Source organism: Pedobacter rhodius, from assembly GCF_027213645.1.
Taxonomy (GTDB): domain Bacteria; phylum Bacteroidota; class Bacteroidia; order Sphingobacteriales; family Sphingobacteriaceae; genus Pedobacter; species Pedobacter rhodius.
On record NZ_JAPWGL010000005.1, the window covers coordinates 125,007 to 141,102 of the forward strand.

At 37.9% G+C, this 16,096-nt stretch carries 12 protein-coding genes; 6 read left to right on the forward strand and 6 right to left on the reverse strand.

From position 1 onward, the window contains the following. Nucleotides 1–134 precede the first annotated feature (134 nt). From O0931_RS17250 to O0931_RS17265, 4 genes are all read left to right on the forward strand, one after another. Nucleotides 135–1,007, forward strand: a complete 873-nt coding sequence (locus tag O0931_RS17250) for a DUF6515 family protein (protein ID WP_269416728.1) — start codon at nucleotides 135–137, stop codon at nucleotides 1,005–1,007. A gap of 457 nt (nucleotides 1,008–1,464) precedes the next feature. After that, nucleotides 1,465–2,625 (forward strand): esterase-like activity of phytase family protein, encoded by a 1,161-nt coding sequence (locus tag O0931_RS17255; RefSeq protein WP_269416729.1) that lies wholly within the window; start codon nucleotides 1,465–1,467, stop codon nucleotides 2,623–2,625. 169 nt (nucleotides 2,626–2,794) lie between these two features. After that, the gene (lpdA, locus tag O0931_RS17260) at nucleotides 2,795–4,201 is read left to right on the forward strand and encodes a dihydrolipoyl dehydrogenase (protein WP_269416730.1); all 1,407 of its coding nucleotides are present in this window, start codon (nucleotides 2,795–2,797) and stop codon (nucleotides 4,199–4,201) included. A 382-nt stretch (nucleotides 4,202–4,583) separates the two neighbouring features. After that, the gene (locus O0931_RS17265; RefSeq protein WP_269416731.1) at nucleotides 4,584–5,783 is read left to right on the forward strand and encodes an MFS transporter; all 1,200 of its coding nucleotides are present in this window, start codon (nucleotides 4,584–4,586) and stop codon (nucleotides 5,781–5,783) included. Nucleotides 5,784–5,979: 196 nt separating this feature from the next. Here the strand turns inward: O0931_RS17265 and O0931_RS17270 are convergent, their stop codons facing one another. The 5 genes from O0931_RS17270 to O0931_RS17290 form a co-directional block, all read right to left on the reverse strand. Next, nucleotides 5,980–6,828: a hypothetical protein gene (locus O0931_RS17270; RefSeq protein WP_269416732.1), complete on the reverse strand. Its 849-nt coding sequence runs from the start codon at nucleotides 6,826–6,828 to the stop codon at nucleotides 5,980–5,982. Nucleotides 6,829–6,980: 152 nt separating this feature from the next. Beyond that, a complete protein-coding gene (locus O0931_RS17275; RefSeq protein ID WP_269416733.1) occupies nucleotides 6,981–10,175 on the reverse strand; it encodes an efflux RND transporter permease subunit in 3,195 nt (1,064 codons plus the stop codon). A 68-nt stretch (nucleotides 10,176–10,243) separates the two neighbouring features. Next, entirely contained in the window at nucleotides 10,244–11,311 is a 1,068-nt protein-coding gene (locus tag O0931_RS17280) for an efflux RND transporter periplasmic adaptor subunit (RefSeq protein ID WP_269416734.1), read from the reverse strand. Nucleotides 11,312–11,313: 2 nt separating this feature from the next. Continuing rightward, the gene (locus O0931_RS17285) at nucleotides 11,314–12,654 is read right to left on the reverse strand and encodes a TolC family protein (protein WP_269416735.1); all 1,341 of its coding nucleotides are present in this window, start codon (nucleotides 12,652–12,654) and stop codon (nucleotides 11,314–11,316) included. 129 nt (nucleotides 12,655–12,783) lie between these two features. Further along, nucleotides 12,784–13,389 (reverse strand): TetR/AcrR family transcriptional regulator, encoded by a 606-nt coding sequence (locus O0931_RS17290; RefSeq protein ID WP_269416736.1) that lies wholly within the window; start codon nucleotides 13,387–13,389, stop codon nucleotides 12,784–12,786. A gap of 164 nt (nucleotides 13,390–13,553) precedes the next feature. Between O0931_RS17290 and O0931_RS17295 the strand changes: the two genes are divergently transcribed. Continuing rightward, complete coding sequence (locus O0931_RS17295) at nucleotides 13,554–13,991, forward strand: sterol desaturase family protein (protein ID WP_331283633.1); 438 nt, start codon at nucleotides 13,554–13,556, stop codon at nucleotides 13,989–13,991. A 90-nt stretch (nucleotides 13,992–14,081) separates the two neighbouring features. Here O0931_RS17295 and O0931_RS17300 read toward each other — a convergent pair whose 3' ends face one another. Continuing rightward, nucleotides 14,082–14,717 carry a DUF6266 family protein gene (locus O0931_RS17300; RefSeq protein ID WP_269416738.1) on the reverse strand — a complete coding sequence of 212 codons (636 nt, stop codon included), beginning with the start codon at nucleotides 14,715–14,717 and terminating at the stop codon, nucleotides 14,082–14,084. Between the two features lie 250 nt (nucleotides 14,718–14,967). Between O0931_RS17300 and murB the strand changes: the two genes are divergently transcribed. Then, nucleotides 14,968–15,984 carry a UDP-N-acetylmuramate dehydrogenase gene (murB, locus tag O0931_RS17305; protein ID WP_269416739.1) on the forward strand — a complete coding sequence of 339 codons (1,017 nt, stop codon included), beginning with the start codon at nucleotides 14,968–14,970 and terminating at the stop codon, nucleotides 15,982–15,984. The last annotated feature ends 112 nt before the right edge of the window (nucleotides 15,985–16,096 follow it).

The following is a 16,096-nucleotide window of genomic DNA, read 5'->3' on the forward strand; positions in this document are numbered from 1 at the left end:
ATCCCGTAAAACGTTTGTTAAGAAGCAAAATTTTGGATCGTCATTGCATTATCAGAATTTAGTTAAATTTAGTTAAGCGATAATCTTTTATGTGTTTTTACCGTCTTATAGATAATTGCTTAAACACAATAAAAATGAGGAAGTTAATAAATAAAGGATTGGTTGTTTTCGCTGCAGCAGCGATGGTGGCAACCTTAAGCGTGGAAAGTGTTTCTGCTCAACGGCCGAGCCGAGGTGGCGGTGGGGGAGGTAGCATGGGTGGCGGTGGTCGTTCGAGTTCCGTAGCGCCGTCAAGAGGCGGTGGTTCGAGACAACCTTCAATGCAGGCACCTTCTGGTAACAGAATTGCCCAGGCACCTAACAGGGGAAGTTATAGTCCATCTTATGGTGGCCGACCTGAACGCCCGGGTTATCGCCTTGGTTCGGGTTACAGGCCGGGAGCAGGCGTAAGACCTGGCTACGGTTATCGTCCGGGCTATGGTTATCGCCCCGGTTTTAGAGGAAGAGCTTATTATGGCTACTATAATTATTACAGGCCCTTTATCGGTTTCCGTTTAAATGTTCTGCCTTTTGGGTATTACCCGTTTTATTATGGCCCTGATCAATATTATTATTCAGGCGGATTATTTTACCGCCAGTACGAAAACAATTACCAGGTTGTGGTGCCGCCGGTTGGTGCAGAAGTTCCGAATTTACCATCCGATGCGAATTTAGTAACCATCGATGGCGTAGATTATTATGAATACAAGGGTGTTTATTATACTCAGGGTACTGATAAAGATGGTAAAACAGTTTATATCGTTGCCGGTAAAGATGGTGTATTAAATACAACGGATGGCCCGGTAGATACCCACCAGATAGGCGACATCATTAACGTATTGCCAGAAGGATGCCGGGAAGTAACCATTAAAAATGAGAAATATTTTGTTTCCCCTGATGATGTTTATTACGAAGAAGTAATAAGCGGAAACACGACAACTTACCGTGTTATCGGAAAGCTTTTTTAATAAGTATTAATTATAATTTCAAACCGTTTCAATTTAATGTTGAAGCGGTTTTTTGGTTTTCATACTAGAATAATCTTTAGCATTACTTTGCTAAAATAGTCCGCAGGTTTTACAGATACCCGCAGATTTAGACGCGCTCTGCGTAAATCAGCAGTATCTGCGGGAAAATAATAAGTATAAATAAAATCAATAACAGATATGAAGCCCACTGTAAATGTAGCAGGCATTTATTCGTTGCGCTCCATCCGATAACTATCGGATGGAGATGATGGGGACGAAAAGTCGTCATTTCGAGCGCAGCCGAGAAATCTGTTTAAATAAATCTCTCCATTCCACTGCGCTCCATCCGATAACTATCGGATGGAGATGAAGGAAAGCAAGATTAATATTTATTTAACGGTTCTTTCACTAAATTCCATCAACATTTTAAATACTTTTACCTATAAATTAGTTTGATTTGAAAAAAGTATCGCATAAAATTTCTTTTGTCTGTTTATCTTTTATTTTACTGTTGGCTTCCTGTTCTTCAACACGAGATATATCAAAGCAAGCAGAAACATCAGTTTCATCCATCAAGTTTTTGGATGAATATATTTTGCCGCACAATGCTAATTTTCAAAATACATTGGTCGGCGGTTTATCAGGAATTGATTATGATGCAAAAAACAATCAATATTTCTTAATTAGCGATGATCCCTCACAGTTTAGTCCGGCCAGGATTTATACAGCAAAAATTGAAGTCAAAGATAATAAGATCGATACAGTTAAGTTAACTGGTATCCTGCCAATTTTACAGGAAAACGGACAGCAATATCCAAAATATGGTACCGTTAAAAATTTAAAAGCTGATGGGGAATCGGTTAGGTATAATCCCAAAAAGCAGCAGTTAATCTGGAGCAATGAGGGCGAACGTTTATTTAAAAATGGCGATTCCGTTATCATTCAGCCGGCGCTGACTTTCCTTTCCCGGGAAGGAAAATTTATAGATACCCTTCCTTTACCAAAAGGTTTTCATTTTACAAAAGGAGAAAACGGGCCGCGTAAAAACGCCCTTTTTGAAGGTTTAACTTACGCCGATGATTATAAAACTTTATATGCAAGTCTAGAGGAACCACTTTATCAGGATGGGAGAGAAGCGGCTTTTGGCTATGACAAAGCCCTAACCCGTATTCTAAAATTTGATGTAAAAACAAAAAAAAATACAGCACAATATGCGTATAATCTGGGTGATTTGCCGGTAAATCCAACCGTTGAAAGCGATTGGAATTTAAATGGCATTTCAGAAATACTAGCTATAAACCGTCATACCCTTTTAGTTATGGAACGGGCCTGGGCAAAAGGACATGATGACCATACTTTTATAAAACTTTATCTTGTTGATTTAAACGATGCCGAAAATGAACTAGAAAATGCATCATTTGTGAAAACCCCTCCAAAACCTTTAAAAAAGAAATTACTTTTTGATTTCGATCTTTTGAATAGACACATCGATAATTTTGAAGGTGTAACATTTGGTCCGAAATTACCCAATGGACATAATACCTTAATTTTTATTGTAGATGATAACTTTGCTAAAAATGAAAAAGGGCAAATATTTTTGTTCGAGGTAATGCCTTAAATCAGTTTTCAAGCGACAGTTTCCAGTTTCAGTTGGTAACACCGCGTTTACAGTTCTTAATTAGTTTCAGAAAGCTGAAATTTTACTGCATCATGTCTTTGCTTTAAGCTTTTGGCTTTCCGCTTTCCGCCTTTTTATTTACCTTTGGCCAACAAATTTTAAAGAAATTATGCAATACGATGTCGTTGTTATCGGTTCAGGTCCGGGCGGTTATGTAGGCGCAATCCGTTGTGCTCAGTTAGGGTTAAAAACTGCGGTTATAGAAAAATATAAAACTTTTGGCGGTACTTGCTTAAATGTTGGTTGTATCCCGTCGAAAGCTTTGCTGGATTCTTCAGAGCATTTCCATAATGCAGCACATACTTTTACCACTCACGGTATCGATTTAAAGAACCTTAAAGTAAATATGCCGCAAATGATCGCCCGTAAAGACGATGTTGTTGCTCAAAATACTGCAGGAATCACTTATTTATTCAAAAAAAATAAAATTGATTCTTACGAAGGGGTTGGTTCTTTTGTCGATAAAAACACCGTTTTAATTACTAAAGCCGATGGTTCTACTGAAACGTTAACCGCTCAAAATGTAATTATTGCTACAGGTTCCAAACCTACTGCATTGCCATTCTTACCAATTGATAAAAAACGCATCATTACCTCAACTGAAGCTTTAAATATTAAAGAAGTACCGAAAACCATGGTTGTAATTGGCGGGGGCGTTATCGGTTTGGAATTAGGTTCGGTTTATGCACGTTTGGGCACAAAAGTTTCAGTAATCGAGTTTTTACCATCCATCATCGCAACAATGGATGCCAGTTTGGGTAAAGAACTTCAGCGTGTATTAAAGAAAAATTTAGGCATGGAGTTTTACATGAACCATAAGGTTACCGGCGCAACAAACAAAGGTAAAACCGTTACGGTTACTGCTGAAAATGCAAAAGGTGAAGCCCTAAACCTCGATGCGGATTATTGCATCGTTGCTGTTGGCAGAACCGCTTACACGGAAGGTTTAGGCCTGGATAAAATCGGAATTACGATTGAAGAAAGAGGTAAAAAAATCCCGGTAAATGAACATTTAGAAACTTCGGTAAAGGGTGTTTATGCCATCGGTGATGTAATTACCGGCGCCATGCTGGCTCATAAAGCTGAAGATGAGGGAACTTATGTTGCGGAGACGATTGCAGGCCAGAAACCACATATCAATTATAATTTAATTCCGGGGGTTGTTTATACCTGGCCAGAGGTGGCTTCTGTTGGTTTAACAGAAGAACAACTGAAAGAAAAAGGTACAAAATACAAGGCAGGTTCATTCCCATTCAAAGCGAGTGGACGTGCTAAAGCAAGTATGGATACCGACGGTTTCATTAAAGTATTGGCTGATGCGGCTACAGATGAAGTTTTAGGTGTACATATGATTGGTCCTCGGGCGGCAGATATGATTGCTGAAGCTGTTATCGCAATGGAATTCCGTGCATCTGCAGAAGATATTGCACGTACCTGCCACGCGCATCCAACCTATACTGAAGCCTTAAAAGAAGCTGCACTGGCAGCAACTGATAACAGGGCAATACATATTTAATTCATTTTGATCCCCGGTTTGTGTCCGCGCAAGCCACCCAGAATATTAAGCTGATAAGAAATTATCGGCTTTTTTATTAAAATTTTTTGGGCATGCCCCAAGCTGCGCAAGGGTCGGGCTATACGTTACAATCTTTTTTGCTGAAAAAGCAAAAAAGGATTTCCACTGCTATCCCTCATGCAAAACCCTCCGGATCGTTATCCGATAGCTATCGGATCGAGATGACGGAACGATAACTCGTCATACGGATAGTTATCATATCGAAAAGACCTGAATAAAATAAGTTCAATAATTTATTTATAAATGATATTTAGCTCTTTCTATTTCCAATAGATTTAGAGACCTTTGCAAAACCAATTCCGTTCATATTTAATATCACATTTTGGAAGAGTTTAACGCAAATCAGGAAATATCAAATCAAGCAATAAATAAACCTGTTGTACAAAGTTCTCCAAACAGAATTCGTTTAGCTGTATCACTGTTTTACTTCGGGCAGGGCATTGCATTTGCCTCATGGGCAAGCCGTATTCCCGATATTAAACACAGCTTGAATTTATCAGATGGTGCGCTGGGAAGTATTTTACTGGCACTTCCTTTAGGTCAGTTGTGTACAATGCCTGTTTCCGGTCGGCTGGTTACAAAATATGGAAGTAAAAAAATCCTTACCGTTACCGCTCCATTGTATGTTTTGGCATTAGGTAATTTAGGCTTAGCAACAGCCCCATGGCATTTAGCGCTCTTTCTCTTCCTGTTCGGTGTTATAGGGAACATGTGCAACATTGCCGTAAACACCCAAGGTGTTGAAGCTGAAAAATTATTTATAAAACCAATCATGACCTCATTTCATGGTGCCTGGAGTATTGCCGGTTTTTCCGGCGCACTGGTTGGTTTGCTGATGGTTAACCTTCATATTATTCCATATTATCATTTCTGGATAATTACCGGCCTGATTTGGATAAATGTGTTCTTCAACTATAAACACCTGGTGCCCGGTAAAGGTGCTCAAACAGAAAGAAAACCAAAACTTTTCGTGAAGCCAGAAGGCGTATTGTTGCAACTGGGTATTATAGGTTTTTGCAGCATGGCTACCGAAGGTGCAATGTTTGATTGGAGCGGTGTTTACTTTAAGGAAATTGTGAAAGCCCCGTCCTCATTGGTTATTCTGGGTTATGCATCTTTTATGGTTATGATGGCCGGCGGACGTTTTGTTGGCGACGCCATTATTGCTAAACTTGGACGTAAGCGTACCATTATGTTCAGCGGCATCATTATTTCAACCGGTATGTTTATTTCTGTATTTTTTCCGTTTGTTATTACGGCAACAATAGGCTTTATGATGGTTGGCCTGGGCGTTTCGAGTATTGTGCCAACGGTTTATAGTGTTGCAGGCAAAAATGGTAAAATTGCACCAGGCATGGCAATCGCAATGGTATCGAGTGTGAGTTACCTTGGCTTTTTAATGGGGCCGCCTTTAATCGGTTATATTTCCGCATTATCAAGTTTACAATATTCTTATGCCGTAATTGGTTGTTTCGGGCTTTTTGTAAGCTTTCTGGTTACTAAAATTAAGGCGATTGCCTAGGTATCCGGTATTTTGTATTAAAAGCGACTAAGTCGCAGGTTTATTATGCACTCGTTAAAAACGAGCGCAAGCGGGTTAAGGCGATTGCCTAGGTATCCGGTATTTTGTATTATAAGCGACTAAGTCGCATGTCTATTATGCACTCGTTAAAAATGGGCGCTAGAGGGTTTCAAATCTAAAGTACTTATACCTTATTTTACTGATTTGAAGTTTTACTTACACTATTTTGTTGTGCTACTTCTGTTTCTTTTCTGATCAATCCATGTTCCTTCAGGACCGCAACCGCAAGCTCTATTAATCTTAAATTTTCTTCCTGGTGTCCGTGTTGTACCTCGACATTTATATAGGGAATATTATTCTGCATCGCATAAACAGATAACGACCCGTCATTTTCAACAAATTTAGATTGAAGCATTACATTAACATTTGCTTTTTTCAGGCTATTAAAAAGTTTTAAATCCGTTACATAAAGCATATCATCCCCGTCCATTTCAAAATTAATATAAACTGAATCTGCTGCGCTCGATAAATCATAGCCAGGCAGATAGGAAGAAATGCCGAAACCACCATCGCCATTGTTGTGTAAGGTTAAAATGTAACCTAAAGATTTTGGGTCGTAAAAATCAATAATTTGTTTTCCGGCGGCATTTAAAGCTTTTTCAACTTCAGTTGAACTGAATTCGTCTTTTTTTAACCTGGTATTAATACCCCTTTCGGTGTAAATTGCATTTGGGTCGATCCGGTAAACATCATCCATATAAGTGAAATTATAATCGCGAACACCACCATACTGACTATCAATAATTTCTCCGCCACCCCAGCGGATGTAATCAAAGCCTGCCTTAACCCCTGTATCCTCATTGTCGTGTACAACCAGAAACCGAATGCCATTTGGCTTATAGCTGTATTTAACCAGGTTGATATTTAAATCGTAAATTTTAATAAAAGAGGAATCCGTTTTCATCGCATCAAAAACCGGAGGATGCTGAGCATAACCAACGAAAGCGATGAGTGCCAGAATTATTTGAGGGATAATCTTAAACATAACCTAATATACAAGATTTAGCTACTATTTGTTTGGCCTGTAAGCCTTTATTCTTATTATTTTGCTTTGTTTAATTGGTATGGATGGGTAAAAAAACAAATAAGGCTGCCTTTTTGGAAGACAGCCTTATTTATTGTTAATATGATTTATGTTTAATGTGCCTGGTCTACATCGTATTCCAAAACATCTTTATGATCATATGGTTCTTCCAATAGTTCATCAATCGTTTTTCCTTTTTTATTGAAGCCTAATTTATCCAACATGATATCGAAAATTAAATAAACTACAGGTACAAAAATTAACGTTAAGAATAATGAACTTGTAAGTCCGCCGACAATAACCCATGCCAAACCATTTTTCCACTCTGCACCTGCGCCACTTGCCAGTGCAATTGGAAGCATACCGAATATCATCGCAATGGTTGTCATTAAAATCGGCCTTAAACGCGCATGGTTCGCTAAAATCAATGCTTCTTTGGTGCTCTTGCCTTCTGCTTTTAAGTGGTTGGTGAAATCGACCAAGATAATCGCATTTTTCGCAACCAATCCCATTAACATAATTAAACCTAAAATCGTAAATATACCGATTGAGTTATTGGTTAATGCAAGTGCAAGAAATGCACCGATAAGTGCCAATGGTAAAGAGAACATTACAACGAGCGGATAGATAAAACTATCGTACAAAGCAACCATGATCAGGTAAACCAAAATGATAGCCGCCAATAGCGCAATACCTAAAGTTCCGAAACCTTCCGACTGGTTTTCCTGGTCGCCCGCCCATACATAACTCACACCTACAGGTGCTTTTAACTTTCCGTTATCCTGGTATTCTTTCAGTTTCTCCATGAACTCAGCAACTACGGTACCGGTTGGTCTGCCAATTGATTGCGCTTTAACCGATACGGATGTCGATTTATTCAGGCGTTCCAGCTGGCTCGGACCTGAACCTTCAGTAATGGTTGCAAATTGAGATAACTTAATCGGCGCCCCTGCGCTGTTAATGAAAATCAGGTTACGGACATCATCAATATTCTTCCTGTTAAAAGTTTGGTATTGAATATTAATATCATATTCATACTCACCCTTTCTGTATTTACCATCGGTATTTCCGGCAAATGCAGTTTGCATGGTAGAACCTACAGTAGATAAGGTTAAGCCTACGGCAGCCATTTTATCCCGGTCAACCTGAACGTTAATCTCCGGTGTTCCTTTTTCTACAGATAGTTTAATTTCAGTAGCACCCGAAATGGTCGCCAATAATTTTTGAGCACCTTCCGCATATTTCAAGGCACTATCTAAATCAGCACCCATAACAACTAACTGAATCGGTGCATTTTCTGCGATACCTAAAATACTAATCGGAACAGTTTTTACTTTTGCCCCAACAAGTTCTTTAGCCAGGGCACGACTCATTTTCGTTGCAAAAACGTCAGATGAAACACCCTCACGCTTATCGCGGTCAACCAATTTTACATTGATTTCCGATTTATATGCAGTTGCTTGTGTACCTCCAAAATCTCCGGTCGATTGGCCGACAGTTGTAATCAACTGTGTAATTTCAGGCTGTTTAGTTAAAAAGGCTTCAGCCCTTTGAGTTAAGAAATTGGTTTGTTCCAAAGATGCATCTTTTGGTAATTCCAATTGGACTAGGAATTCGCCTTTATCTGATTTAGGGAAAAATTCAGACCCGATAAAGCCACCAATTGCTAAGTACATTGCACCTGCAAACATCGTGATTACAATCAGGATGGTCCACCTTTTATGGCCTAGTGACCAGTTCAGTATACTGGTAATCCACAAAGTGAATTTTTTTAATTGTTTTTCGAACCAAAGGATAAAACGACCAAACATGTTTTTACCTTCGATGTGTTCTAACTTACCAAACCTCGAGAACAATAACGGAACAATGGTGAAGGAAGCCAATAGCGAAAGTAATGTTGCAATAATTACCACCACGCAGAACTGGCGCAGGATATTTGACACCAAGCCTGTACTTACCGCGATCGGGAAGAATACCACAACGATTACAAAGGTGATGGATACAACGGTAAAACCAATTTCGCGGGTTGCATCAGATGCGGCCCTGACTTTGTTTTTACCCATTTCCATATGTCGCTGGATGTTCTCCAGTACCACAATGGCATCATCTACGAGGATACCAACTACGAGTGATAAACCTAGTAACGACATCAGGTTTAGCGTGAACCCGAATAAACTGATGCCAATAAAAGTTGCAATCAATGATGCCGGTATGGATACCATTACAATTAATGCGTTCCGTAAGCTGTGCAGGAAAAAAAGCATCACAAATGCCACAAGGATAACCGCAAGAATTAAATCATGAATTACCGCATCAGCAGATTCCAAAGTAAAAATTGAACTGTCGTTAACAATTTTAAGTTCCAGCTTGTTGCCTTTATACTCATTGTTAAGTTTATCGATAATGGCATGAACACCTTTACTTACTTCTACAGCATTTGCATCACTCTGTTTAATAATTTGAATGGCGATTGATGCCTGGCGATTAATACGTGCTAATTTTTCAGTTTCTTTCTGTGCATCCTGAACATCGGCAACGTCACCTAAACGAACCTGAGCACCATCTTTCGAAGTGGTTAAAACCAGGTTTCTCAACTCGTCAATATTTTTGTATTTACCTGATAAACGGATTAATACATCCTGGTTTAGCGTCTTTACACTTCCGGTAGGGAAATCCAGGTTAGAACTCAAAATCATTTGCTGTACCTGAGGCACCGCAAGGTTATAACCCTGAAGTTTATCCGCATCAAGCGAAACCTGAATTTCACGTTCAGAACCACCTATCAGATTCACCTGCGCAATACCGCTAACCCTTGATACAACAGGGGCAATACGTTTATCAATTAAGTCGTAAAAGGTAACATCATCCATATTAGCTGAGGCCGTCATGGTGATAACCGGTAAATCATCCAGCGAGAACTTACTTAACGATGGTGTTTTAACATCTTCCGGTAAATCGGCAAGAATTGCATTTACCTTACGTTGTGCATCATTTAATGAAATATCGATGTTTGCCTTATCTGTTAAGGTAATGGTTACCGTAGATAAACTCTCAAATGAGACGGAGTTTATTTTCTTGATGTTTTCCATCGACGATACGGCATCCTCAATTTTTTTAGTTACCGTATTCTCTACCTCCGCCGGCGATGCGCCAGGATAAATCGTGGAAATGGATACGACGTTGTTTGTGAATTTTGGAAGTAATTCATAACCCAGCGAAAAGTAACTTAATAGCCCAAGTAAAGTAAGTGCAGTAAAAACTACAATTACCAGCGAAGGCCTTTTTATAGATATATCTGTTATTTTCATTTCTTTATTAGTATTGCGTTTTGCGATTGGCGCATCGCGGTTTTAAAGCCAATAAATCTCTCTGAACTTTATTTAACAACGCTAACAGCCGTACCGTTAGCCAGGTTAATTTGCCCGCTGGTAATAACGGTTTCGCCTTCTTTTAAGCCATCTAATATTTCCACATTATCTCCTAAAATACGACCGGTAACCACATTGCGTATTTTTGAAGTATTGTTTGATTTATCCAGCATAAAAACCTGGTTGCTGCTTACACTACCCACAAATGAAGTACGCGGAATCAGAATGCTTGGAGCCTGTTTTGGGAAGTTAAAAATGGCTGTCCCGTACATACCTGCTTTTAAACTGTTTTTAGTGTTGTTGCTCACTTCAATTTCGATTGGGAAGTTTAAAGTTGCATCCGCTTTAGCCGCAATAAACGTTATTTTTCCGGAAAATTTCTCATTAGGAAAAACCGACGATTTAATATCGATGTTATCACCAATTTTTAAACTTGCAACCTGCGATTCGTTTACGTTTACTTTAAGCTTTAATTTTGATACATCAACCAATTCAAATAATTGAGTGCCTTGAGCAGTTACAAAAGCACCCACTTCGATGTATCTTTTGTTTACGATACCGTTAATTGGCGACTTAATATTCGCATCACTAACCCTTCTCTGAGAAGCCTGTAAACGTAATTTTGCGTTTTGTGTAGACAATTTAGCCTGATCGAGTTGCTGCTGTGTTACGCCACCTGTTTCAAAAGAACTCTGATACCTGGCCTGGTCTTTTAATGCATTTTGATAAGTTGCCTCGGCGGTTTCTCTATCCGTATTGATAATTTCCGCATCAACACGGGCTAAAATCTGTCCTTTACTAACACGTGAACCCTCGTCAACATAAATAGCTTTAACACGGCCTGCATTTTCTGATAAGAAATTCAATTCTTGTTTAGGAATGAAATTGCCGTTTGCAACAAAATCCAAATCCACAACTTTTTTCTCTACTGTAGCAACACGAACAGCAACAGCACCACCACCTTTAGCAATGAAAGCAGTTTTCTCTTCGTTTTTCTTTTTATTGTTGCTTAAAACATACGCTATTGCACCAAGGGCAACAACAACTACGATAATTATGGTAATTATTCTTTTCATTTCTATTGTACTAGCGATTTAATATTTCCGTTTGATTTTATTAATTGTATTTCAGCTATTTTATAATTTAATAAAGCTTGCGTATAGCTGTTTTGGGCTTCTGTTAAGGAGTTTTCTGTTTCCAGTAAATCCGTTAACGATGCTAAGCCATTGTTATAGTTATTTTGTGTGCTTTTATATATTTCCTGTGCTAAATCCGCATTTTTGCGCTGTGCATTTATGGTGTTCAGGTTATTACGCAATTGAATTTTGGCATTTTCGTAAGCCAGATTTAAAGAGTTGGTCGATTCCTTTCTGTCTTCTTTCGCTTTCAAAATATCAACATTGGCCTGGCGAACCTTTGAACGGGTTAAAAAGCCATTAAAAATCGGAACCCTCAATGTTAAACCAACAGCCGATGCACCATAGCCTATCGCAGCGGCATTCGAACTTAAAAAGTCAAAACCATCACTCTGGCTGGAATAAGTATAATTACCTGTTAAAGCAAGTGAAGGATAATATTCAGCGATATAAGCTTTCTTCTGTAGCGAAAGCAGTTTATCCTGTGTATTTAAAATTTTAACTTCTGTTCTGTTTGCAAGGTCAACCGAATCTGCAAATTGCGGCAATACGGTCACTTCTGTTAATTCAGTTGCCGGCAAAGAAATCGGGTTAGAAACAGGCATGCCCATCGAGAATTTCAATTGGTTTTCCAACTGAGTAATTGCATTAATTACCTGATCGCGCTGCGTATTCAAATTCGTTAAGTTTACATTAATCCTGTCGACATCAATTTTCCGGGCTAAGCCATTTTTGTATTGATTACCTACAATTTTCTCTACTACTTTAACATTCTTAATGTTGGTGTCGATTACATTTAGTTGCTGTCTGTTAACCAAAACCTGGTAATAATTGTTGGCAACTAATTCTATAATCTGTTCTTCAGTTAATTGCGAAGTCAGATTATAATACTCCTCGCTGGATCTTGCTGCCTGTAAACCGGTAAAAACCTGTTGATTAAACAATTGCTGCGAAAGCTGAACGCCTGCAGACGAATTCCAGTTCTGGCCTAATTTAATGGCCTGTGTCTGACCACCAAAATTAGCAACCAGTTGTCCGATAATCGGGTTATAGGTTAATCCGGCTGTTCCTGTTAATTGTGGTAGAGCCTGCGCCCGCACTTCCTGAACTTTATACCTTCCGCCTTCAATATCCAGTTTCGCCTTACGCACCCTGGCATTGTTTTGAAGTGCAAAGGTTATGGCATCTTTAAGGGTTAGCTGTTGTTGTGCAGCTGCCAATTGAGGTAAAGTCATGCCGGTAATCAGGATGAGCATTAATTTTACCAGTTTTACTCTAAGCATAATGTATTGTTTTTTGTTTTTGGGTTCTGTAATTTAGTATCAAGTACTTAGTATCAAGTATCAAGATAAGTTGCTTGCTGTACTAGGTTTTCTTTGTTTTTCTAACTTAGTCTTTCCGCTTTAGTCTTTTTAACACTTTAATCCTTTTATAAATATTGAAGTGAGGCTTTTCTGTTTTAGCGTCATTTTATTTAATGCTTTTTTATCGGGAAATAAGTCTTTACCAGTCTCGATAATACACATGGTGCAAAGGCCAATTAAACTTTCTAAGTATAGTTCTGCAATATGAGACATATCTTCGTGATGAATTTCACCTTTTACTTTTGCTTGTTCAAAAATATCTGAGAAAAATACTTTTTCAGCAGATTTTAGTACATGCAATTTCCCCTTAATAAAATCATCATTTAATAAATCAGGAATACCTTCTGTAATTCTTAATCTGTAATATTTCTGAAAAAATGTATTTCTGACATCAATTGTGTTAAAAAGAATGTCTTCTAAAGTCTGATCAGGGTTATATTTCTTTTTCAAAAGCTCAAAAAAGTCATTAAAAACGCGCTCTATTACACCTAAAATAAGGTGTTTTTTATCAGGAAAATAATAATAAAGGGAAGGCTTGGACACTGAAAGATCTTCCGCAATATCATTCATTGTTGTTTTGCTGATTCCAAAATGAATAAAGCGTTTTATAGCACCATCAATAATCTGTTCTCTCTTTTTATCGGCAATAATCATTTTACTTTTCTACTTTCTGACTTTTTTAATATTTTAGTCAAAAATAATGCTAAAAATCTAATTGCTAATTAATCGATTAAAAAAATCATATAACGTTACATTTTAATGACATTCAATGTGTTTCTTATTGGTTTATATATCTTTACGAATCAAAATTTAAAAATGTGCAGGTCTTAATAAATATATCGGTCGTATTCATTACAATTATTTTAATGGAATGTTTATCCTGGTTCATTCATAAACATTTATTTCATGGTCCGCTATGGTTTATGCATAAAAGCCACCACCAGAAATCGAAATCATTTTTTGAATGGAACGATTTATTTGCCTTCCTGTTTGCAGGTATTTCCCTCTATCTGATGTACATTGACAGTAAAAATTTTGGCGTTAAGTTTTTTGCGGGGCTTGGCATAACTTTGTACGGGCTTATTTATTTTATTATCCACGATTGGTTTGTCCATCGCCGGTTTAAAACTTTTAAAAGCAATAACACGTATTTAAATGCCGTTCGGAAAGCGCATAAGATTCACCATAAAAACATGGGCAAAAAGGATGGAAAGGCTTTCGGATTGTTGTTCGTGAGGAAGAAAGTTATTGATTGATTTGAAGTATATTTTTTAGGAACCAAAAGCATTAACTAACAGAAATATGTAATTTAATAAAATAATTATCAGCTTATACACTAGAACACCTTAAAAATTTATTTTACCCATATATACGCTATCACTGGCCCGGTTTCTATCGTTTGATAAGAAAGTTGCATAAACCGAAACAGTTGTTCCGGGTGATGTATCCGCTAGCTGAAAGTTATAATATCCTGCTCCCCTTTCTGTTCCGTTTAAGGTACCTGCCAGCTGTGTATTGTTTCCAATATAACAGATTAAAATGGCTAAAAGGTCGGTTGCTTTGGCACTACCTGTAAAATTTGGTTCCCAGCTAAAGATTAAATTCCCGGGTTCGGTCATTTCCATCTTCAAATCAGTTACAAATGGTAAATCCCCACTACTGATAACAATTTTTTCGTAGTTGATTTCATAGTTTGGATATTCGCCTGTAATTATGTCTTTATTATAATGGTGCGCAGCGTTTTGTGCCGAGTGTGTTGCTGTTTGATTTTTAAACGACACTGCAAAGAAATCAGTCAGTGGATTTCGCCACTCGTTAAAGAACTTGAACCGGGCTCGGCTGGCGAGTTGTTTTAATGTAGGTGGTTTTGATGATGGTTTAGGTAGCCCTTTTATAAAATCTTTATTTCTTAAGCAATACCCTACAACAGAGCCAACTTTGCCTGAGAAGCCACCAAGGGCTCCATTTTTTAAACGTGCCATAATAATGTTATTTAGATAATTAAATTTAATTAAAATCAGTTAATTAAATAAGGATTTTGGTAATTTAATCTGAATAACTATCAATAACTCCGATGGTTCTCCGGTTAAACTCCGATTTAGTTCAGGTGCAATTCGATTTAAATTATATATAAATAAATTATAATAATGTTGTAATTACTATAATTCCAGGAATTTCCATATATGGGAAATAGTCACTTTATGCTTACTTTTGCACACAATATAAATCAGCATGCTTCAAATTCAACAGAATATTTCGCTTAAACCTTATAATACTTTTGGCATTGATTTAAAAGCATCGTTTTTTGCAGAAATATTTGCCGAGTCCGATTTAAAAATGTTATTTGAAAATGAGCTGGTAAAATCTCAAAAACTTTTAATCATTGGCGGTGGGAGCAATATTCTGTTTACGCAGGATTATGACGGCCTGGTTCTAAAAATGAGCATCAAGGGCATTGAGGCTAAAGTTGAAGGCAATATTGTAAAAGTTACCGCCGGAGCAGGGGTGATTTGGAATGATTTTGTAAATTACTGTGTGGAAAACCGTTTCGCAGGTGTAGAAAACCTGAGTTTAATTCCCGGTACAGTCGGCGCATCTCCGATTCAGAATATTGGTGCTTACGGTGTAGAATTAAAAGACGTTTTCGACAGTTGTACGGCCTTTGAAATTAAAATCGGTGCAATCAAAACTTTTCTTCATGCAGATTGCCATTTCGGTTATCGTGAAAGCATATTTAAAAATGAATTAAAAGGCGGGTATATTATCACTTCTGTAACTTTCAATTTGAAAACAGAAGCGGCGCTAAACACCTCATACGGCGCAATCGAAGCTGAATTGCAAAAAAGGGGAATAGAAAATCCTGGCCTGGCCGATGTTTCTGCTGCGGTTTCACACATTCGTGTAAGCAAATTACCCGACCCATCTACCATCGGTAATGCCGGAAGTTTTTTTAAAAATCCGGTTATTGAAAAGTACGAATTTGCAGAAATTGTATCAAAGCACCCCGATGTGGTTCATTATCCTACGGCCGATGGTAAAATTAAACTGGCTGCAGGTTGGTTAATAGAACAATGTGGCTGGAAAGGAAAAACTCAAGGAAATACGGGTACCTGGAAAAACCAGGCTTTGGTTTTAGTTAACCATGGAAATGCCTCAGGAAAAGAAGTTTATGATTTTTCTGAACAAATTATAGACAGTGTAAAGTCTACTTTTGGAGTCACTCTAGCACGTGAGGTAAATATCCTGTGACGAAAGCTTGCCTGAATTGAGATTGAAGCCTTTGGCACCGTGCCAAAATTTTTTGGTACTAAGTTTGTTCATGTTATAGCAGAATAGAACACAATTCATTTGTTTTTTAACT

Excerpts from the sequence above, each read along its gene's own strand:
- O0931_RS17250 (WP_269416728.1), top strand. The coding sequence starts at position 135 with ATGAGGAAGTTAATAAATAAAGGATTGGTTGTTTTCGCTGCAGCAGCG.
- lpdA (WP_269416730.1), top strand. The coding sequence starts at position 2,795 with ATGCAATACGATGTCGTTGTTATCGGTTCAGGTCCGGGCGGTTATGTA.
- O0931_RS17270 (WP_269416732.1), bottom strand. The coding sequence starts at position 6,828 with ATGTTTAAGATTATCCCTCAAATAATTCTGGCACTCATCGCTTTCGTT.
- O0931_RS17275 (WP_269416733.1), bottom strand. The coding sequence starts at position 10,175 with ATGAAAATAACAGATATATCTATAAAAAGGCCTTCGCTGGTAATTGTA.
- O0931_RS17280 (WP_269416734.1), bottom strand. The coding sequence starts at position 11,311 with ATGAAAAGAATAATTACCATAATTATCGTAGTTGTTGTTGCCCTTGGT.
- O0931_RS17285 (WP_269416735.1), bottom strand. The coding sequence starts at position 12,654 with ATGCTTAGAGTAAAACTGGTAAAATTAATGCTCATCCTGATTACCGGC.
- O0931_RS17290 (WP_269416736.1), bottom strand. The coding sequence starts at position 13,389 with ATGATTATTGCCGATAAAAAGAGAGAACAGATTATTGATGGTGCTATA.
- O0931_RS17300 (WP_269416738.1), bottom strand. The coding sequence starts at position 14,717 with ATGGCACGTTTAAAAAATGGAGCCCTTGGTGGCTTCTCAGGCAAAGTT.
- murB (WP_269416739.1), top strand. The coding sequence starts at position 14,968 with ATGCTTCAAATTCAACAGAATATTTCGCTTAAACCTTATAATACTTTT.